Source organism: Aquimarina sp. TRL1, from assembly GCF_013365535.1.
Taxonomy (GTDB): Bacteria; Bacteroidota; Bacteroidia; order Flavobacteriales; family Flavobacteriaceae; genus Aquimarina; species Aquimarina hainanensis.
This window is the reverse complement of sequence record NZ_CP053590.1, coordinates 1,478,049-1,497,363: the sequence shown is the minus strand read 5'-3', so window position 1 is coordinate 1,497,363 and position 19,315 is coordinate 1,478,049. Positions and strand designations below refer to the sequence as shown.

Genomic DNA, 19,315 nt, shown 5'->3' with positions numbered 1-19,315 from the left:
TATCTTTAAAGGGAACTTAAAAACAAAGTAATCATGAAAAAAATGGCGATTTCTATTAGATATGGAATTTTGATTGCTCTGGGGCTTATTATTTATTTTTTAACCTTGTCTTTATTTGGAGTTCAGACCAATCCAATATATAGTTTGGGAAATGGAATTATTGTAGGTTTCGGATTGTATCAGTCAATGAAAGTGTATAAGCTATATAAAGGAAGCTCTTATGATTATCAAAAAGGTTTCATGGGAGGGATTTTTACAGGATTTAACGCTACCTTGATATTTACGGTATTTTTTGCGGTATATGTAACTAATATTAATGATAGTTTTTTACCAGAAATGTTATCGGGTTGGGATACCAGATATCATATAGGTGTGGGGACCGTTGTTTTTGTAGCGGCTGTTATGGGCTTTGCAACTACCACAGTATTAACGCTGTCATTTATGCAGCTCTTTAAAGAAAGTTGGAATATAAAACACTCGATTCCATCTTCATCAATAAAAGCATAAAATAAATATTTGTCAGTTAATTAATTAGCGTTATATTTGCACCTGCCTTTTTGGAAGGCATTATTTTTTATAGTTATAATTAATTAAACGTTACGCTATGTACGCAATTGTAGAGATAGCAGGGCAACAATTTAAAGTTGTTAAAGACCAAAAAGTTTTTGTACATCGTTTACCAGGAGAAGAAGGAGATAAAGTATCTTTCGATAAAGTTCTTCTTACGGCTGATGGTGATGCAGTTTCTTTAGGCGCCCCGGTTATAGAAGGAGCTCAGGTAGGAGCAAAAATTACAAGACATCTTAAAGGTGATAAAGTAATTGTTTTCAAAAAGAAAAGACGTAAAGGTTACCGTGTGAAGAATGGTCACCGTCAGGCGCTTACAGAAATTGTGATTGAAAGTATTGCAACTTCAGGAGCTAAAAAAGCAGCGCCAAAGAAAGCAGCAACACCAAAAAAAGCGGCTCCTAAAAAAGCAGCAAAAGGTGATGATTTAAAGAAAATCGAAGGAATAGGTCCAAAGATTGCTGAATTATTTAATAATGCAGGAATTGTAACTTTTGCTGACCTAGCAGGAACAGAAGTAGAAAAACTAAAAGAAATTTTAGTAGCAGCGGGATCTCGTTATGCTTCTAAAGTACCTGACACTTGGCCAAAGCAAGCTGGATTAGCTGCTGAAGGAAAGTGGGATGAATTAAAAGAATTACAAGACAGATTAGACGGCGGGATAGAAAAGTAATCCTGTTTATTATTAACCATAAAACCTAAAGAAAATGGCTCATAAAAAAGGAGTTGGTAGTTCGAAGAACGGTAGAGAATCAGAATCGAAACGCTTGGGTGTAAAGATATTCGGAGGTCAAGCTGCCGTAGCTGGTAACATCATTGTAAGACAAAGAGGTACAGCGCACAAACCAGGAGAAAATGTATACGCTGGTAAAGATCATACCTTACACGCTAAAGTTGATGGTGTTGTAAAGTTTACAAAAAAGAGAGATAATAAGTCATATGTTTCTATAGTGCCTTTTGAGGCATAAGCAATAAGAAAATATCTTATTTATATATAATAAAATTCCCTTTCGGATATACCGAAAGGGAATTTTATTTTTTGGGGAATTGATAGATGAAAAGGCTTACGTTGTTTTTGCAGTATAGATGAGAGAAGTTCTTGCTGATTGAGGCAATAAAACCAGGAAGAAAACTGTTTTTCTATAAGATATTTAAAAAGAAAAAAATAGCTTGATAAAATCACAAGGTTTGTTATCGAAGAAGTAATTTTTAAGAGTACTTTTTTTATATATCCTGTGAAAGTCACTATTTTTAAATAAAATTTAAAGCCTTTTAATTATGCGAAAATTAACAGTATGCACATTGCTATCAGCTTCAATCTTGTTTTCTAGTTGTTTAGGATCCTTTAGTGCTTTTAATCAATTGAGAGATTGGAATGACGGTCTTACGGATAATAAGTTTATGGATAACTTAATATTTTGGGCGTTGAACATCGTTCCTGTGTATGGGCTCTTTTTTATTGGAGATGTGATTATTTTTAATGTTGTCGAGTTTTGGAGTGGATCCAATCCGATTGCAATGAATGAAGGAGAAACAGAAGTGCAGTATGTAGAAAAAGATGGGAATAAGTTTAAGATGGTTGCTACGAAAAACAGATTACAGGTAGAAGTGGTAGAAGGAAAACGAAAAGGAGATAAGTTGGATATGGTGTATAGTCCTTCAAAGAAGTCCTGGAGTGCTATAAAACCTAATGGAGAAGTAATTAAATTATCTTCTTTTGAAGAAGGGTTCTATGTAGTACATTTGCCTAATGGAGAAAAAGTTAAGATAGATCCAATGGCTTCTAAAAATGAAGGATTGGCATTGTTAGACGGAAAGATTGCTTCGTATGAAAACTGCCTGCTGGCAGAAGCAAATTAATAAAATACAGTAGTCAGGGGTGTAATCATATGATTGCATTTTTGCAACACTTTATTCTAATAAAAAAAGCTCTATATTTTAGTATAGAGCTTTTTTTAATAGTTTGTTTTAGATTAGTATCTGTAGTATTCAGGTTTAAAAGGACCTTCTACAGTTACTCCTATGTATTCAGCTTGTTCTGGACGAAGTGTCTCCAATTCAGCTCCAAGACGTGCTAGGTGCAGTTTAGCTACTTTCTCGTCAAGATGCTTAGGAAGCATATATACTTCGTTTTTGTATTTATCAGAATTGTTCCATAGCTCTATCTGAGCTAATGTTTGGTTGGTAAATGAATTACTCATTACGAAGCTTGGATGCCCGGTTGCACACCCTAGGTTAACAAGGCGTCCTTCTGCAAGAATGATAATGTCTTTACCGTCTATGGTATACTTATCTACTTGTGGTTTGATCTCATCCTTGGTGTTTCCGTAATTGTCATTTAACCAAGCCATGTCAATTTCGTTATCAAAATGCCCAATATTACAAACAATCGCTTTGTCTTTTAAAGCTTTGAAGTGATGCCCCTGGACAATATCTTTATTTCCTGTAGTTGTAATAACTACGTCTGCATTGCCTATGATGGTTTCTAATTTTTTTACTTCGAACCCATCCATGGCTGCCTGTAGTGCACAGATAGGATCAATTTCTGTTACAGTTACAATAGACCCTGCACCTCTGAAAGAAGCAGCAGTTCCCTTTCCTACATCTCCATATCCGCAAACTACTACTCGTTTTCCTGCAAGCATGGTGTCAGTTGCTCTTCTGATCGCGTCAACTGCGCTTTCTCTACATCCGTATTTGTTATCGAATTTAGATTTGGTCACAGAATCATTAACGTTTATGGCAGGCATAGGTAATGTTCCGTTTTTCATTCTTTCATATAAGCGATGAACTCCGGTAGTCGTCTCTTCAGAAAGCCCTTTAATAGCATCAACTAATTCAGGGTATTTGTCTAAAACCATGTTGGTAAGGTCTCCTCCGTCATCAAGAATCATGTTAAGCGGTTCTCTTTTTTCTCCGAAGAAAAGTGTTTGTTCAATACACCAGTCAAATTCTTCTTCATTCATTCCTTTCCAAGCATAAACAGGGATTCCTGCTTCAGCAATTGCAGCTGCTGCATGATCCTGAGTAGAAAAAATGTTACATGAACTCCAGGTAACATCTGCTCCCAAAGCTACAAGAGTTTCAATAAGAACAGCTGTTTGGATGGTCATATGAAGACATCCTGCTATTCTCGCACCCTCTAATGGCTTGGTGTCCTTATACTCTTCTCTAAGGGACATTAAACCAGGCATTTCAGCTTCCGCTAACTCTATTTCTTTTCTTCCCCATGCAGCAAGAGAAATGTCTTTTACTTTGTAAGGTACATAAGGTGTTATTTTTGTACTCATAAGTGTTTATTTTGGTTTTATAGTGCGTTTATTTCTAGTATTTCGCTCCAATTTATTCTAAATTCGTTCCCGGAAATACAGCGTCAATTGCTGCGATTTCCGGATAGCAAAGGTACATAATAACTTTAAGAAAATATATGCCTCTTTACAAAACTATAACAGTAAATAATCACACTAAAGTGTTGATTTGGAAGATTGATGAATCGTTTGATTTTTTAAGTAAAGATGTTGTGTTGACTCCTCATTGTCAGCAGAGAGTAGATGATATGAAATCGGATATTCATAGAAGAGGTTTTATGAGTATTCGGCACTTACTCGCAGTGGTAGGGTATACGGATTTTGATTTGTATTATGATGCATCAGGAAAACCAAATTTGAAAGATGGAAAACAAATTTCTATTACGCATTCTTTTGAGTTTTCAGGAATCATTATTAGTGATAAGCCGGTAGGGATTGATATAGAAAAACAACGTGATAAAATACAGCGAATCGCTCGTAAATTTATAAACTATGAAAGTTCTTTTGTGGAGCAGCAGCTGTATAAAACCAGAGTGTTAACGGTAATTTGGGGGGCAAAAGAATCGCTGTATAAACTATATGCAACACCAGGATTGAGTTTTGAGCAACATATACAGATAGCTCCGTTTGATTTTGATGCATATGCTACAGTAGGAAAGATAGCCTATAAAGGGGAGGAGAGTGATTATACAGTTCGGTATTTAGAGTTTGAAGGATTTACCTGTGTGTTTACCTTACCCTTAGAAGAATAGGGATATTTTTAGTGAAAAAAATAAAATACAGATGCAGATTTCAGTAGAATTGACATTATCTCCTCTTCAAGAGGATTATGAAAAACATATAATCACTTTTATAAAACGCCTGAGACAATCAAAGTTTGAGGTGATAGAGACCCCCTTAAGTACACAAGTATACGGAGATTATGATGAGGTAATGAAGTTCTTGTCTCAGGAAATTAAGAAGTCTTTTGAAGCGATGGAGCAGGTATTGATACATATGAAATTAGTAAAAAGCAATAGAAGTAACTATGAGCCAGATTTTTGATTTCTTTTTGAATGCATATTCTGAGACTCCTACTTCTTTTATAGTGTTAGAAGCGATTGCTTTTGTGTTTGGGATTCTAAGCGTTTTTTATGCAAAGAAAGTTCATATCTGGGTATATCCGACAGGATTATTAGCTACAGTTATATCAGTCTATCTTCTCTATAAGGCAGCATATTTTGGAGATATGATGATGAATTTTTATTACTCTATAATGAGTCTATATGGTTGGTGGAACTGGTCCAGAAAAAATAACAACAGCCCTGTTGTTCCTGTTTCCAGAACAAATCTCAAGGAAAAACTAGTTGGATTTTTTATGTTTTCTATAACAATGTTTGTAACTTATATGGTATATGCTTTAACTGGGGTAGCGATACAGGGAGAAAATTGGATTGATATATTTACTTCCGGTGTGTTCTTTACAGCAATGTGGTATATGGCGAATAAAAAAATAGAAAATTGGACACTATGGATTTTTGCAGATATAATTACAGTTCCTTTATATGCTTATAGAGGTTTGGGGATGTTATCTTTGCAATATTTAATCTTTACAGTAATAGCGATTTTAGGGTATTTAGCATGGAAGAAAAGCTTAGACAAGAACAAGGAGATTGTGTGAAAATTGTTTTATTTGGTCCGGAATCAACAGGGAAGACAACATTGTCTAAACAATTAGCCTCTCACTATGAGGTAGCTTGGGTACCAGAATATGCTAGAGAATATCTTCAGAAAAAATGGGATACCTCAAAAGAAATATGCGCTTATGCAGATTTGCTCCCTATAGCAGAAGGGCAAATGCAATTAGAAAATGAAGCGGTAAGACGAGGAGGTAAACTTGTAATATGTGATACAGATTTGTTAGTAACTAAAGTGTATTCAGAGGCTTATTTTGATGGGGAAGTAGCGGATGTGCTTGATAAATTTGCTATTGAAAATGAATATGATTTATATTTGCTGACATATATAGATACACCTTGGACTCCAGATGACTTACGAGACAAACCCCACGAAAGAGAGCAGATGTTTCTCCGTTTTAAAGAGGCTCTGGAAAAATACAAGCGTCCATATGTGGTCTTAAAAGGAGATAAAATACCTCGTTTTAAGCAAGCCGTTAAAATAATTGATGAACTAATTAAAGGAAAGAAGTGAATATTTCGGATAAGGATATTAAGCTAATTAATCAAAGGGGGTTAACAGTAGAAAAAGTACTTTCTCAAATAGAGACATTCAAAAAGGAAATTCCTTTTGTAGCATTAAGGGATTCAGCAACAATTGGAAATGGAATTATTCAGGTAGCAGATCACCATCAATCAGAACTGATAAAGTTGTATGAGTCTCGTATTGCTAATCTGGATACGATTAAGTTTGTTCCCGCTTCAGGAGCAGCAACTCGTATGTTTAAAGAATTGTTTAAGTTCTTGGATAATTATGAATATGAGAAAGAAAGTTTGAATGCCTACACTAATTATGAAAAAGCAAATGCAATTCGTCTTTTTTTAATTGGTTTGGAGAAATTTCCTTTTTACCGGGTAGTTATGGGAAAAGTCAGAAGCTCTTATCCTAATTTTGAATCCTTGTCAGAAGGAAAACAATTGTATGTATTTGTAGAAATGATGCTCAAAGAAAAAGGGCTGAATTATGGTACTTTTCCCAAAGGGCTTTTTCCGTTTCACAATTATTCGGAGGATGTGTCTACTGCTTTTGAAGAGCATTTATATGAAGCGGCAGGATATAATTGTAATAAAGAGGCATTATCTAGAGTGCATTTTACAATCTCTAAAGAGCACCTGACAGCTTTTAAAGGGGAATTTAAAAGAATAGAAAAGAAAGTACAGGAAAAAACAGAAACGCGTTTTGAAATTTCATATTCATTCCAAAAACCTGAAACAGATACAGTTGCGGTAACAGAAAAAAATGAGCCTTTTAGAACAGAAGAAGGAGAAATACTGTTCAGACCAGGAGGGCATGGGGCTTTGATAGAAAACCTCAACGATATAGAGGCGGATATTATTTATATTAAAAACATAGATAATGTAGTAGTGAGAAAGTATCAGGATGAGGTGTCAAAGTACAAAAAAATTCTCGCAGGGAAATTAATTGAAATACAGGATGAGGTATTCAGGATAATGAATGCTTTGGATAAAGAAACCCCTTCTGAGGCAGAGTTAAAAGATATAAAAAAATTCCTGGTACAACAGTTAAACGTAAGATTACCATTGGATTTTGATAAATTTTCTGAAAAATATAAACTGGAGTTTTTAAGGACTTCTCTTAACAGACCTATTCGTGTATGTGGTATGGTGATTAATGAAGGAGAACCTGGAGGAGGACCTTTCTGGGTTAAAAATGAAAGAGGAAGGTTAGTGCTACAGATTATAGAAGCACCTCAGATCGATAAAAATGATAAGAGACAACAAGATATCTTAAAAACAGCAACGCATTTTAATCCGGTGGATTTGGTATGTGGAGTGCGAAACTATAAGGGAGAAAAATTCAACTTGACGGACTTTGTAGATCCTGAAACTGGATTTATATCAAAAAAGTCATTAAATGGAAAAACACTGAAAGCTTTGGAGTTACCAGGACTGTGGAATGGAGCAATGTCTAACTGGATTAGCGTGTTTGTAGAAGTGCCGTTAACTACGTTTAATCCAGTAAAAACAGTAAATGATTTACTGAAATCTGCTCATCAAACAAAATTATTTTCCTGAAAAAAATAGATGCTTCTGAAATACTAAAAAACTCCGATATAAACATCGGAGTTTTTTAGTGTGTAAAATTTCCACATTTTTATGTGGAATCTACATATTTGTTTTTCGTTGGTGATAATCTTTTTAGATATAATTAATTGAAAAACAGTGATTTATGATTTTTTTTCTTTTTCTGTTTTTTTGGAATAATTATTCCTATTTCTATAGTGTATTAAAGTTAAATCTAATGAAAAAGATAGCAATGATAATAGCAGTTGTAATAAGTGTCATCTCGGCACAGGGAATTTCAGCGCAGCAGGATTTAGCAATGAATGGAATTTATGAAGAGTTGAATAGTTTTAATAATGAATTGGAAAAGTTAAATCATTTATTAGAACAAAATGAATATACAGAAATTGAGATAGCAGAATTACCCGTTGCAATAGTAGATGCTGTTGTAAGAGATTATGTCGATTTACATATTTATGGGGCATTTTTCTCAAAAGACAATACCTATAAGGTAATCCTAAAAGGAGATAAAAATAAAACCAAAACTCTTTTTGCAAGTGCAAAAGGACAATGGATAAAGCCAGACAACGAATCTTAAATCTAGGGGTAGAAAAGGATATCGTTCCATTAGTGTCATAGTGAACGATATAAAGTTGTTTAGTGCTATAAAAAGAGACTCAATCCCAGGAGTCTCTTTTTTTGATTAATATATAATAACATACGACTTTTAATGTTTAACTTTAGGGGGAGATATAATAAGTACATTTATAGAGAACTTTATATTTGTATGATTAAGAAGAATGAAGAAGAATTAATTAAACAATATGTCTAAGATACTGATCGTAGAAGATGATGTCGCATTTTGTACAATGCTTAAGACGTTTTTGCAAAAGAATGATTACGAGGTAAGTACTGCATTTTCAGGAAGTCAAGCAGTGTTACAAATACAAAATGATACTTTTGATGTAGTGTTAACAGATGTAAGATTACCGGATAAAGATGGAATTGCTCTTTTATCTGATATTCTAAACAAAAATAACGATACTCAGGTGATCATTATGACGGGGTATGCTGAAATTAATATGGCCGTTAATGCCATTAAGCAGGGAGCATTTGATTATGTGTCCAAACCATTTAATCCAGATGCGATTCTTCAGGTGATAAAAAAAGCGTTAGAATCAGGAGAGTCCAAAGAAGAAATTACTCAGAAGCCAAAAAAGAATACAATTGATGTTTCTAGAAAAACGCCCAGCTCTTTTGTAAGAGGGGTTAGTGATGCTTCTAAGAAATTAGGGGATTATATTGCATTGGTTGCTCCAACAAGAATGTCTGTTTTGGTGATTGGCGATAGCGGTACGGGAAAAGAATATGTAGCGAGTAGCATTCATAAAGCAAGTAAAAGAGCTGAAAAACCATTTGTGGCAGTCGATTGTGGAGCTATTCCCAGAGAGATTGCATCCAGTGAATTTTTTGGTCATATAAAGGGTTCTTTTACCGGAGCGGTAAACGATAAAGTAGGTCATTTCGAAGCAGCGAATGGAGGAACATTGTTTTTAGATGAAATAGGGAATCTCAGTTATGAATTACAGGTACAGTTGTTAAGGGCACTACAGGAAAGGAAAATTAAACCTGTAGGGAGTAATAAAGAAATAGAAGTAGATATAAGAGTCGTAGCAGCAACGAATGAAGATCTCAGTCAGGCAGTAAAAGATGGAGACTTTAGAGAAGATTTATATCATAGGTTAAATGAATTTTCTATAAAAGTACCTCCTCTAAAAGATAGAGTAGAAGACTTGATTTTATTCGCTAACCATTTTCTGGAGGAATCTAATGTAGAATTAGATAAACAGGTTGTTGGTTTTTCAGAAGAAGTAATAGAAGCTTTTAAAAAATACGATTGGCCAGGAAACCTTAGGGAGCTAAAAAATATTATTCGCAGATCAGTATTGCTTTCTCAGGAAGGGATGATTTCACTAACAGTATTACCAAATGATATTGCTTATGCTTCCCATACAAGGAAACAGACATATGGATTGTTTAAAAATCAGAATGAGCAAGAACTTATTCTCGATGCTTTGGAAAAAACAAATGGGAACAAGGCAAAAGCAGCTCGTTTATTGTCAATAGACAGAAAGACATTGTATAATAAGCTAAAACAATATGATATAAGTCTTTAAGAGGTTACTTTTAGGTTTTCGATAAGTTTTTTAATTTTATGCATGGCAGTAGATGCCAGAGGAAGCATTGAGGTGTTTGTAGCATCCATATGTTCCAGTTCTTCGAGCATAGGAATTATTTCTTTAGCCTTTATTTGTTTGAACATTGGCAGTATTTTATGAGCTATTTTTTTGATCTGATCTTTGTCTTCTTTTTCAATAAGCGATTTTAGACTATTCATATTCTCAATGGTACTTTCATAAAATGTATCCAGAATAGCATGTAGGGAATCGGTGTCTCCATGAGCAAATAACATTAAATCTTCTAGAGAATATTGTTCGTTTTTTGAAACAAGGAGTTTGTTCTGGGAGGTGGGTAATGGTTCTTTTGTATTAATATTAAGGGTCTCCGCAATTAATTTAGTCAGTTCTTTAGGAGCATATGGTTTTCGTAAGTTTGCAGAAAAACCAGCATCCTTATATTCTGTGACAGAAGTATTGATCCTTCCTGATAAGGCAATAACAGGGATGTCCTTGTACTGATCCATTTTTTTTAAAGCATCAAGCAATTCGAAACCGTCCATTTTTGGCATTTGAATATCAGTTAATATTAAATCATACCTGTTTTCCCTGATCATGGATAGTGCTTTAATAGCATTGTCGCAAGAATCATAGGATAAGCCTGCCATAGAAACCACTTCACTGGTTAATGCTAGTTGACTACTCTCATCATCTACAATCAAGACTTTTTTATCAACAAAATCTAATATATCATTTGTGGCGTCATTCTCTTCGGGAATAATAAAATTAGAATCTTTGATAGGAATAGAAATGGTAAACTCACTTCCTACATCAGGATCACTTTTTAAAGATATTGCCCCATTTAATAAGGATATTATTTTTTTGGATATAGCAAGTCCAAGACCAAAACCTCCATATTTTTTATCAGTATCATCCTCTCCCTGAGTGAATTCGTCAAATATATATCTTTGCTGTTTTTTTGAGATGCCAATTCCGGTGTCCTTTACTTTAATGATCAGTTTTTTGTCAGAGATATCAGATTCGTCTATTTCGCTTTGGATAGTAATAGATCCTTCAAAAGTAAATTTATAAGCGTTACTTATGAGATTCGTGAGAACTTGTTTTATTCTGAAAGGATCGCTGAGATATTGCCTGTTTAGGGCATCAGTAGAAATTACCTTTATTTCGATGTCTTTTTTGCTATTAACCGGGATGGCATTAGAGATGGTGTTTTCGATGATTTTTTTTGGAACAAAAGGAAGCTCCTCAATAATCATCTTTCCAGCATCTAGTTTGGATAAATCCAAAAGATCATTAACCAGGTGTAAGATGTAATCAGAGGATTTTTTTAGATAATCCAGATAGTGCTTTTGCTTAGCATTTAAATGTGTTTTCTCTAATAGGTCAGAATATCCAATAACAGTGTTTAAAGGAGATCTCAAATCATGAGTAACCGTATTGATCAGAGATTCTCTCATTTTCAGAAGAGATTCTGTATATGCTTTTTCTGCCTCTAAGTCATTCCTGTACTTTTGACTTCTGGAAACATCTTTGATAATCATGAATAGAAAAAGAATTGTGATAAGCAAACTGATAGAGGAAATAAGAATAATTGTATTTGTCGTTTTATCCAAAACCTCATTAGAGGCTTTTAGACGAGAGTAATATTGGTTTCTTTCATTTAATTCGATAGTGGCAAGAAGTCCTCTAAGTTGTTGTGTAATAATTTGATCATTTTCTAATAATGTATTTTCTTTTTCCAGAATTTCTTTTTCGTGCTTTTTGTCTCTTTTTTCCAGTTCAGCAAGTACATGTTTCACCTTTGCAGCCAGAGAGTCAACAGTTTGATTGGTTAGTCGCTTAGCATTATCTTGCTTAGTTAGTTTGATAACGTTTACAATAGTTTTTCTGAATTCCGGAGTCAGGTTTTTAAAGCGTTCGTCATAGTTGGGATCACCAAAAGATTCATTCGCTTTTTTCAGTTCGTCAATAGCAGTTTCGTATAACCCTTTTTCATTTTGCTGTTTGTGAAGCAGCATTAAATCTTCCAGGTTTTTATTTTTACTGTCTACCAGATATCTGATGCTGTCAATTTTTTTTATTTGAATAGAGTCCCCGGATATTTTACTGACATTATCGATGGTTTTAAGAATAGAGTCGATTTTAGCCTTGTAGTTTTCCAGTTTTTCCAGGTCAGAGGTTTGTATAATAGTACGGGTAAGACTTTCTGCTTCATATAGGTCAGTCAAAGCAGAACTAACCATAAAAAGCTTTTCGTTATTTTCGTTCTTAATATCGGTGATTTTTGTGTAGTTGCTCACCTGGTGATTAATAACCCAAAAAGCAACAATGGCAAGGGCAGTAAGGATAATATACCCTACAATAATCTTTAATGTTACAGAAGTTTTCGACTTACTCATATGACTATATAACTCAGAATGAAAGAAAGCATTGTTCTAATAGAATAAAGTTATTATAAATCACCAAAACCTACTACTTTTGCACTTAGAATTTCGAGAGGGGTGCTGATTTGAATTAAAAACTTAGAGTCGGCTGAGAAGATACCCAATGAACCTGAGCAGGTAATGCTGCTAAGGGAGGAAGCATACTATTTTTATGTCTTTATACAGGAACTCTTCCTGATGGTTGTGCCTCAAAAGCGGATTGTAAGGAGGTTCTGCAGCATCGTACTCTTGTTTTTTTATGAAAGAAATGTTCAAAATAAAGAAGAACATGGTTTTTAGTAATTATGAAAAAATAAAGAGATGTCAAATAAAGTATATGGTATCATATGTATGTTGTTTTCTGTAGTAGGAATAGCACAAGAAAAAGTACAAGATTCTATAAAAAAAGAACCAGAAAAACTAGATGAGGTTTTAGTAAAAGCAGTTCGTGTAGAGGCAGATGCACCTATCACCTATTCTAATGTCAGTAAGGAAGAACTGTCAGGAAGAAACTTAGGGCAGGATATCCCGATATTATTAAATTATCTTCCGGGAGTAGTAACCACTTCTGATGCAGGAGCAGGGGTAGGGTATACAGGAATACGAGTGCGAGGTAGTGATGCTACCAGGGTTAATGTAACCCTGAATGGAATTCCTTTTAATGATTCAGAAAGTCAAGGGACTTTTTGGGTGAATTTACCTGATTTTGCCTCTTCAGTAGAAAATCTGCAATTGCAAAGAGGAGTAGGGACATCAACTAATGGTTCCGGAGCGTTTGGGGCAAGCCTGAATCTTTTAACAGATGCTGTTTCGGAAAAAGGATATGGAGAAATAACAAACTCATTCGGTTCTTTTGGCACTAGAAAACATACATTGAAATATAGTACTGGGCTTTTGGATAATAAGGTAGAGTTTTCGGGAAGGCTTTCGGCAATTGCTTCTGATGGATATATTGATCGGGCAGCTTCGGATTTGAAATCATATTTTTTGCAAGGGGCATATATTACAGATGGGACCTTGATTAAAGCAATTGCTTTTGGAGGTCATGAAATTACATATCAATCCTGGAATGGAGTTGATGAAAAAACATTAATAGATAACAGAACGTTTAATTCTGCTGGTCAGTATGAAGATGAAAATGGAAATATTCGATTTTATGATAATGAAGTAGATAATTATAAGCAAGATCATTATCAATTGCATTGGAATCAAAAATTTGATAATTACTGGTCGTCTAATATAGGGCTGAATTATACTTATGGAAGAGGGTATTTTGAACAGTATAAAGAAGATGAGGATTTTGAAGATTATGATTTTACGCCTATTAATATAGGGGGAGAGATTATTAATACCACGGATCTGATCAGACGAAGATGGCTGAAAAATGATTTTTATGTGATTAATGCCAATGTAAATTATAAAAAAGAAAATCTGGATATTAAAGCAGGAGGTTTCTTTAGTCATTATGATGGAGACCATTTTGGAGAAGTTATTTGGGCTCAATATGCAGGCGGGTCGGAAATAAGAGACCATTATTACTCTGGTAATGGAAGAAAAAATGAATTTACTGTTTTTGGAAAAACAACCTACAAAGTCAATGAAAAATGGAGTGCATTCCTGGATCTTCAGGGGCGATTCGTAACTTATAAAACAACTGGACTTACCTCTGACAGGGTTGCGTTACAGGTTGATGAAACATATGATTTTTTTAACCCTAAAATAGGAACAACCTATACGATTGATAAACAGAACCATCTATATGCTTCCTATGCTATAGCCCATAGAGAACCGAGAAGAGACGATTTTGAGAATGGAATCAATACGGCAGAAAAATTACAGGATGTAGAAGTTGGCTGGCGATTATTCTCTGATAAATTAGTATTGAATACCAATGCATATTTTATGTGGTATAAAGATCAATTAGTACTAACAGGAGCTATTGATGATGTAGGGGAGCCTATCAGAGCAACAAGTGGAGAAAGCTATCGATTAGGAATAGAAGTAGATGCACAGGTAGTGATATTAAAGGATAAGCTTTTAGTTAGACCTAATATAGCTTTGAGCGACAATAAAAACAAAGATTTTATCAAAACAGAAGGCGATGCATTAGTTTCTCTTGGAGATACTCATATTTCTTTTTCTCCTCAGATTATTGCAGGAAATGTGATTGAATACCATCCAGTTGAAAACATGACAATTGGTTTTTTATCTAAGTATGTAGGCGAGCAATATATGGGAAACATTGACAGTAAAAAATCAAAGTTAGACGATTTTTTTGTCAACGACCTGAATATCGTTTATGAAATTACAGGTTTTTCAGTGTTTAAAAGTGTTGTACTTAGTGGAGTGGTGAATAATATTTTTGATCATAAATATGAATCTAACGGATATTTTTATACCTATCAAGATGATTTTAGTACTCCAGGAACAATAACAACTGAAGAAGGGGTAGGGTATTATCCTCAGGCAGGAATTAATTTTTTGTTAGGGGCAACACTAAAATTTTAAAACAGTCTAACACGAAATGCATGCTTACGGTAGTGTAACCTTGCAGTTGGTATTAAGAATTGATCTAAAAAGCGAATAAAAATTGCTTTTTAGATCAGTTTGATTACTTTTACAACATAAACTTTAGGGGTGTCCTTATTTTTTGTAATGAAAGTGAGGTCTGAGAAATACCCTTTGAACCTGATGCGGCTAATCCCGTCGAAGGGAAAAGTTATTATCGATTTTTTTCGGTAGTATTTCTTCAATGGATGTAACGATATTGTATTCAATTATGTAGTTACAGTACCTAGAGTTTATGGCAATATAGCTAAGAACATGACCATAAACGTTAATAATCAACAACAAAAAATAGAAGAAAACAGCTCTGTACAGACGTTGTTACAGTTACTTCAGTTATCCTCTCAGGGAATTGCAGTTGCGATTAATAATACAATTGTACCAAAAACAGATTGGGAAACTCTTTTGTTCAAAGAAGGAGATAATGTTATTATTATTCAAGCGACACAGGGAGGATAAATAGAAGGAACTGCCTCAGACGAAGCCTGTGAGGGGTTCGTTTGAAACAAATTTTTAATTGAGAGGCTTGCCTCGGAGCATGAATCTCACCAAGTGAGTAAAGTAATAGCTCAAAATAAATCGTTAAAATACGTTACCATGAAGAAAAAAGATACAGCACCTCAGGAAAATGTAATTTCTACTACCCCGTTTCCTGCATCGAAAAAGATCTATGTTCCGGGAGAAATTCATCCTAATATAAAGGTTGCTATGCGTGAAATTACCTTGAGTGATACTGTTGATAGTTTCACAGGAAAGAAAACACCAAATCAGCCTGTTACGGTATATGATACCAGTGGACCATATACAGATCCTTCAAAAAAAATAAATGTACACGAAGGAATAGAGCGTATTAGAGAAGAATGGATTATGAGTAGAGGTGATGTGGAAGAACTAGATGGTTTTTCTTCTACATATTGTAATGAACGGTTAAATGATAAAAGTCTGGATCACCTTCGATTCAATCATATTCAAAAACCGAAAAGAGCCAAAAAAGGTAAAAATGTCTCTCAGATGTATTATGCTAAACAAGGAATTATTACTCCAGAAATGGAGTATGTAGCAATACGAGAGAATCAAAAACTTCAGGAGGCGAAACGATTGTCTGTACAGCATCCGGGACATGATTTTGGAGCTAGTATTCCCGATGTTATTACTCCTGAATTTGTGAGAGAAGAAGTTGCCAGAGGAAGAGCTGTAATTCCATCTAATATTAATCATCCAGAAAGTGAACCAATGATTTTGGGAAGAAACTTTTTGGTAAAGATTAACGCCAATATAGGAAACTCTGCTACTACCTCTTGTATTGAGGAAGAAGTAGAAAAAGCTGTTTGGGCATGTAGATGGGGAGCTGATAATATCATGGATTTATCTACAGGTAAGAACATACATGAAACCAGAGAGTGGATTATTCGTAACTCTCCAGTGCCAATAGGAACTGTTCCTATCTATCAGGCATTAGAAAAAGTAAATGGAAAAGCGGAAGATCTCACCTGGGAAATCTTTAGAGACACATTGATAGAACAGGCGGAACAGGGGGTTGATTACTTTACAATTCATGCTGGGGTTCGTTTGGCGTATGTGCCGATGACAGCAAAACGAATTACAGGAATCGTATCCAGAGGAGGATCAATCATGGCTAAATGGTGTTTAGCACATCATAAAGAAAGCTTTTTATATACGCATTTTGAAGAAATTTGTGAGATATTAAAATCCTATGATGTGGCATTTTCTCTTGGAGACGGACTCCGTCCAGGATGTATTGCTGATGCTAATGATGAAGCACAATTCGCAGAATTAGAAACACTGGGAGAATTAACCAAGATTGCATGGAAGCACGATGTGCAGACATTTATCGAAGGACCAGGGCATGTACCTATGCATATGATTAAAGCAAATATGGATAAGCAGCTGGAAGCCTGTGGAGAAGCACCTTTTTATACATTAGGTCCATTGACAACAGATATAGCCCCTGGGTATGATCATATTACTTCGGGAATCGGAGCTGCTATGATTGGGTGGTATGGAACCGCTATGTTATGTTATGTAACTCCAAAAGAACACTTAGGTCTTCCTAATAAAGACGATGTACGAACAGGAGTAATAACCTATAAACTGGCAGCACATGCTGCTGATTTAGCAAAAGGACATCCAGGAGCGCAACATCGAGACGACGCACTTAGTAAGGCGCGATTTGAATTTAGATGGGAGGATCAGTTTAATCTTTCTTTAGATCCGGAATTAGCAAGAGAATATCATGATGAGACGCTGCCGGCAGAAGGAGCAAAAATTGCTCATTTCTGTAGTATGTGTGGACCAAAATTCTGCTCGATGAAGATTTCTCAGGAGGTCAGAGATTATGCTGCTAAGAAAGAAATTGAAGAGAAATCAGCTCTGAAAATTGGATTGGAAGAAAAAGCGGAAGAGTTTAAGGAAAAAGGGAGCGAAGTATACTTATAATATTAATTGAGGGTACAAGTCATTTTGTACCCTCAGATAATGATTTTAAATAATATACGTATGGTGATCGTTCTTACCTCAGAAAAAAATATTTCAGAAGAAGCTAATGTTATCAATAGTTTGTTTGCTAATGGATTGCAAGTATTACACTTGAGAAAGCCTGAGTTTTCCAAAGAAAGATATAGGGAATTGCTGGATCAGATCGAGAAGCCATTTCACAATCGGATAATGCTGCATTACTATCATGATTTATGCAAAGAATATAAGCTTAGAGGAGTGCATATTCAAGAAAAACCTCGTATAGACTTGGGCGCAAAATTAGAAAAATATGTGCAGTCATATATAGAAAAAGGATATTGCGTAAGCAGCTCTTTTCATCTTCCTGAAACTATTGAAGCTTGTCCGGTCTCATTTGATTATGTATTACTGAGTCCTGTTTTTAGTTCGATATCCAAGCAAGGATATGAAGGAAGAGGATTTGATGTAACCCAAAGTTCAAAAAAAATTATTGGAATGGGAGGGATTAATAAGGAAACAATACGAGCCACATGTGATTTAGGGTATAAAGGTGTTGGCATTTTGGGAGGAGTGTGGAATACTGTTGATCCATTGACTAGCTTTATAGAAATCCAACAAGCATACGAAGCAGTAACGAAAAAATAGGAGTAATAGTTCTTTTGAAATGAGAAATAGACCGTATGTAATAACAATAGCAGGTTTTGATCCTTCGGGGGGTGCAGGTTTGGTTGCGGATAGTAAAACATTCGATCATTTAAAATGTTATGGACTAGCAGTATGTACAGCAAATACAATACAAGACGATAAGTGTTTTAAATGCTGTCATTGGATAGAAAAACAGGTAATTAAACGGCAACTGCAAACCTTGTTAGAGCGTTTTGATATCGAGGTTGTAAAAATTGGGATTATAGAAGATTGGGAATTACTACATGAGATTATAGATGTACTGACAGTGTATAATGATAGAATAAAGATTGTAGTAGATCCTGTATTGAGATCCAGTACCAATTTTGATTTCAAAAAACAAGAAGAGCAAATAGAAGTATTTAATGCTGTTTTGAAAAAAATAACATTGATTACTCCTAATTATGACGAAATAGAAGCTTTATTTCCAGAAAAAGATATTGAAGAAACAATAGCATATATCAGTGGGAGAACCGGTTTGTTGTTAAAAGGAGGTCATCGTTTAGAAGCTATAGGAAAAGACGAATTATACCTGCCATCAGGAGAGGTGTTTACCTATAATCCAAAAGGGAAAAACCATTCAGAGAAACACGGAAGTGGCTGTGTGTTATCGTCTGCTATAGCAGCTTATTTGGCAAGAGGATTTTCACTTCACAAAGCAGTCTATAGAGGAAAAAGATATACAGAGAAAGTATTGCAATCAAATAAAAGTTTATTAGGATACCATGGATAGAGTGTATTACATATCTCAGGGGAAAACTCCGGAAGAACATCTCGAAAACATAAAAAATGTTTGTAAGGGAGGCTGCAAATGGATACAACTTAGAATGAAAAATGTAGACACAGTTGTCTACTTACAAACAGCATTACGATGTAGAGAAATTTGCGATGATTATGAGGCTATTATGATTGTAAATGACAATGTAGATGTGGCAAAGGCAGCTCAAGCGGATGGAATCCATCTGGGGCTGAATGATGTAAGTCCCGAAGAAGCAAGAAAAGTGCTGGGAGCTAATTTTATTATCGGAGGAACAGCAAATACTTTCGACGACTGCAAAATGCATATAGACAATGGAGTCGATTATATTGGTTTGGGACCATACAGGTATACCAGTACAAAGGAAAACTTAAGTCCTGTATTAGGGATAGAAGGATATAAAGAAATTTTATCTGAAGTTAGAAACTATAAAGCCTCGGTTCCTGTCGTAGCTATAGGAGGTATAAAAGAAGAGGATGTAGGAGCATTACTAGAGACAAAAGTTTCAGGAGTGGCGGTGTCCGGAATGTTGACAGCAACAATGGATATAGAAGAAAAAATAAAAAATATAAACACACTGGCGGTTAGTAGATAAAGA

Annotated in this window: 19 protein-coding genes and 2 riboswitches; of the genes, 17 read left to right on the top strand and 2 right to left on the bottom strand. The window is 34.9% G+C overall.

Annotated features, from left to right (window positions below):
* Positions 1-33: 33 nt before the first annotated feature.
* The 4 genes from HN014_RS05980 to HN014_RS05965 all read left to right on the top strand — a co-directional run bounded on the left by HN014_RS05980 (position 34) and on the right by HN014_RS05965 (position 2,427).
* Entirely contained in the window at positions 34-507 is a 474-nt protein-coding gene (locus HN014_RS05980; protein ID WP_176027977.1) for a DUF4199 domain-containing protein, read from the top strand.
* Positions 508-604: 97 nt separating this feature from the next.
* On the top strand, positions 605-1,240 hold the full coding sequence (rplU, locus tag HN014_RS05975; RefSeq protein WP_176027976.1) for a 50S ribosomal protein L21: 636 nt from the start codon (positions 605-607) through the stop codon (positions 1,238-1,240).
* 34 nt (positions 1,241-1,274) lie between these two features.
* A complete protein-coding gene (gene rpmA, locus HN014_RS05970) occupies positions 1,275-1,535 on the top strand; it encodes a 50S ribosomal protein L27 (RefSeq protein ID WP_176027975.1) in 261 nt (86 codons plus the stop codon).
* A 310-nt stretch (positions 1,536-1,845) separates the two neighbouring features.
* Complete coding sequence (locus HN014_RS05965) at positions 1,846-2,427, top strand: DUF3332 domain-containing protein (protein ID WP_176027974.1); 582 nt, start codon at positions 1,846-1,848, stop codon at positions 2,425-2,427.
* Positions 2,428-2,540: 113 nt separating this feature from the next.
* Here HN014_RS05965 and ahcY read toward each other — a convergent pair whose 3' ends face one another.
* Entirely contained in the window at positions 2,541-3,857 is a 1,317-nt protein-coding gene (gene ahcY / locus HN014_RS05960; protein WP_176027973.1) for an adenosylhomocysteinase, read from the bottom strand.
* Positions 3,858-3,994: 137 nt separating this feature from the next.
* Here ahcY and HN014_RS05955 point away from each other — a divergent pair, with 137 nt between their 5' ends.
* From HN014_RS05955 to HN014_RS05925, 7 genes are all read left to right on the top strand, one after another.
* Positions 3,995-4,627, top strand: a complete 633-nt coding sequence (locus HN014_RS05955; protein ID WP_176027972.1) for a 4'-phosphopantetheinyl transferase superfamily protein — start codon at positions 3,995-3,997, stop codon at positions 4,625-4,627.
* 31 nt (positions 4,628-4,658) lie between these two features.
* A complete protein-coding gene (locus HN014_RS05950) occupies positions 4,659-4,919 on the top strand; it encodes a YkoF family thiamine/hydroxymethylpyrimidine-binding protein (RefSeq protein ID WP_176027971.1) in 261 nt (86 codons plus the stop codon).
* Positions 4,903-5,535: a nicotinamide riboside transporter PnuC gene (gene pnuC, locus HN014_RS05945; RefSeq protein WP_176027970.1), complete on the top strand. Its 633-nt coding sequence runs from the start codon at positions 4,903-4,905 to the stop codon at positions 5,533-5,535. The genes HN014_RS05950 and pnuC overlap by 17 nt, the downstream gene beginning before the upstream one ends.
* Positions 5,496-6,065, top strand: a complete 570-nt coding sequence (locus tag HN014_RS05940) for an AAA family ATPase (RefSeq protein ID WP_176027969.1) — start codon at positions 5,496-5,498, stop codon at positions 6,063-6,065. Before pnuC ends, HN014_RS05940 begins: the two co-directional genes overlap by 40 nt.
* Complete coding sequence (locus tag HN014_RS05935) at positions 6,062-7,627, top strand: DUF4301 family protein (RefSeq protein WP_176027968.1); 1,566 nt, start codon at positions 6,062-6,064, stop codon at positions 7,625-7,627. The genes HN014_RS05940 and HN014_RS05935 overlap by 4 nt, the downstream gene beginning before the upstream one ends.
* 226 nt (positions 7,628-7,853) lie before the next feature.
* Positions 7,854-8,213 carry a hypothetical protein gene (locus tag HN014_RS05930; RefSeq protein ID WP_176027967.1) on the top strand — a complete coding sequence of 120 codons (360 nt, stop codon included), beginning with the start codon at positions 7,854-7,856 and terminating at the stop codon, positions 8,211-8,213.
* 226 nt (positions 8,214-8,439) lie between these two features.
* Positions 8,440-9,792 carry a sigma-54 dependent transcriptional regulator gene (locus tag HN014_RS05925; RefSeq protein WP_176027966.1) on the top strand — a complete coding sequence of 451 codons (1,353 nt, stop codon included), beginning with the start codon at positions 8,440-8,442 and terminating at the stop codon, positions 9,790-9,792.
* Here HN014_RS05925 and HN014_RS05920 read toward each other — a convergent pair.
* Positions 9,789-12,212: an ATP-binding protein gene (locus HN014_RS05920; protein WP_176027965.1), complete on the bottom strand. Its 2,424-nt coding sequence runs from the start codon at positions 12,210-12,212 to the stop codon at positions 9,789-9,791. The two genes, HN014_RS05925 and HN014_RS05920, sit on opposite strands and share 4 nt — an antisense overlap.
* Positions 12,213-12,300: 88 nt before the next feature.
* Positions 12,301-12,409: riboswitch (TPP riboswitch) on the top strand.
* 148 nt (positions 12,410-12,557) lie between these two features.
* Here HN014_RS05920 and HN014_RS05915 point away from each other — a divergent pair.
* From HN014_RS05915 to HN014_RS05890, 6 genes are all read left to right on the top strand, one after another.
* Entirely contained in the window at positions 12,558-14,744 is a 2,187-nt protein-coding gene (locus HN014_RS05915; protein ID WP_176027964.1) for a TonB-dependent receptor, read from the top strand.
* A gap of 115 nt (positions 14,745-14,859) precedes the next feature.
* A riboswitch (TPP riboswitch) is annotated at positions 14,860-14,968 on the top strand.
* Positions 14,969-15,059: 91 nt separating this feature from the next.
* A complete protein-coding gene (gene thiS / locus HN014_RS05910) occupies positions 15,060-15,260 on the top strand; it encodes a sulfur carrier protein ThiS (RefSeq protein WP_176027963.1) in 201 nt (66 codons plus the stop codon).
* Between the two features lie 138 nt (positions 15,261-15,398).
* A complete protein-coding gene (gene thiC, locus HN014_RS05905; RefSeq protein ID WP_176027962.1) occupies positions 15,399-17,258 on the top strand; it encodes a phosphomethylpyrimidine synthase ThiC in 1,860 nt (619 codons plus the stop codon).
* Positions 17,259-17,318: 60 nt separating this feature from the next.
* Positions 17,319-17,921: a thiamine phosphate synthase gene (locus HN014_RS05900; protein WP_176027961.1), complete on the top strand. Its 603-nt coding sequence runs from the start codon at positions 17,319-17,321 to the stop codon at positions 17,919-17,921.
* A gap of 19 nt (positions 17,922-17,940) precedes the next feature.
* Positions 17,941-18,693 carry a hydroxymethylpyrimidine/phosphomethylpyrimidine kinase gene (locus HN014_RS05895; RefSeq protein WP_176027960.1) on the top strand — a complete coding sequence of 251 codons (753 nt, stop codon included), beginning with the start codon at positions 17,941-17,943 and terminating at the stop codon, positions 18,691-18,693.
* Entirely contained in the window at positions 18,686-19,312 is a 627-nt protein-coding gene (locus HN014_RS05890; RefSeq protein WP_176027959.1) for a thiamine phosphate synthase, read from the top strand. The genes HN014_RS05895 and HN014_RS05890 overlap by 8 nt, the downstream gene beginning before the upstream one ends.
* The last annotated feature ends 3 nt before the right edge of the window (positions 19,313-19,315 follow it).

Bases quoted from the DNA above. Each gene is read 5' to 3' on its own strand.
- HN014_RS05950 (WP_176027971.1), top strand. From the start codon at position 4,659: ATGCAGATTTCAGTAGAATTGACATTATCTCCTCTTCAAGAGGATTAT.
- HN014_RS05980 (WP_176027977.1), top strand. From the start codon at position 34: ATGAAAAAAATGGCGATTTCTATTAGATATGGAATTTTGATTGCTCTG.
- pnuC (WP_176027970.1), top strand. From the start codon at position 4,903: ATGAGCCAGATTTTTGATTTCTTTTTGAATGCATATTCTGAGACTCCT.
- HN014_RS05895 (WP_176027960.1), top strand. From the start codon at position 17,941: ATGAGAAATAGACCGTATGTAATAACAATAGCAGGTTTTGATCCTTCG.
- HN014_RS05955 (WP_176027972.1), top strand. From the start codon at position 3,995: ATGCCTCTTTACAAAACTATAACAGTAAATAATCACACTAAAGTGTTG.
- thiS (WP_176027963.1), top strand. From the start codon at position 15,060: ATGACCATAAACGTTAATAATCAACAACAAAAAATAGAAGAAAACAGC.
- HN014_RS05920 (WP_176027965.1), bottom strand. From the start codon at position 12,212: ATGAGTAAGTCGAAAACTTCTGTAACATTAAAGATTATTGTAGGGTAT.
- rplU (WP_176027976.1), top strand. From the start codon at position 605: ATGTACGCAATTGTAGAGATAGCAGGGCAACAATTTAAAGTTGTTAAA.
- HN014_RS05890 (WP_176027959.1), top strand. From the start codon at position 18,686: ATGGATAGAGTGTATTACATATCTCAGGGGAAAACTCCGGAAGAACAT.
- ahcY (WP_176027973.1), bottom strand. From the start codon at position 3,857: ATGAGTACAAAAATAACACCTTATGTACCTTACAAAGTAAAAGACATT.
- HN014_RS05965 (WP_176027974.1), top strand. From the start codon at position 1,846: ATGCGAAAATTAACAGTATGCACATTGCTATCAGCTTCAATCTTGTTT.
- rpmA (WP_176027975.1), top strand. From the start codon at position 1,275: ATGGCTCATAAAAAAGGAGTTGGTAGTTCGAAGAACGGTAGAGAATCA.
- HN014_RS05930 (WP_176027967.1), top strand. From the start codon at position 7,854: ATGAAAAAGATAGCAATGATAATAGCAGTTGTAATAAGTGTCATCTCG.
- thiC (WP_176027962.1), top strand. From the start codon at position 15,399: ATGAAGAAAAAAGATACAGCACCTCAGGAAAATGTAATTTCTACTACC.
- HN014_RS05940 (WP_176027969.1), top strand. From the start codon at position 5,496: ATGGAAGAAAAGCTTAGACAAGAACAAGGAGATTGTGTGAAAATTGTT.
- HN014_RS05915 (WP_176027964.1), top strand. From the start codon at position 12,558: ATGTCAAATAAAGTATATGGTATCATATGTATGTTGTTTTCTGTAGTA.
- HN014_RS05900 (WP_176027961.1), top strand. From the start codon at position 17,319: ATGGTGATCGTTCTTACCTCAGAAAAAAATATTTCAGAAGAAGCTAAT.
- HN014_RS05925 (WP_176027966.1), top strand. From the start codon at position 8,440: ATGTCTAAGATACTGATCGTAGAAGATGATGTCGCATTTTGTACAATG.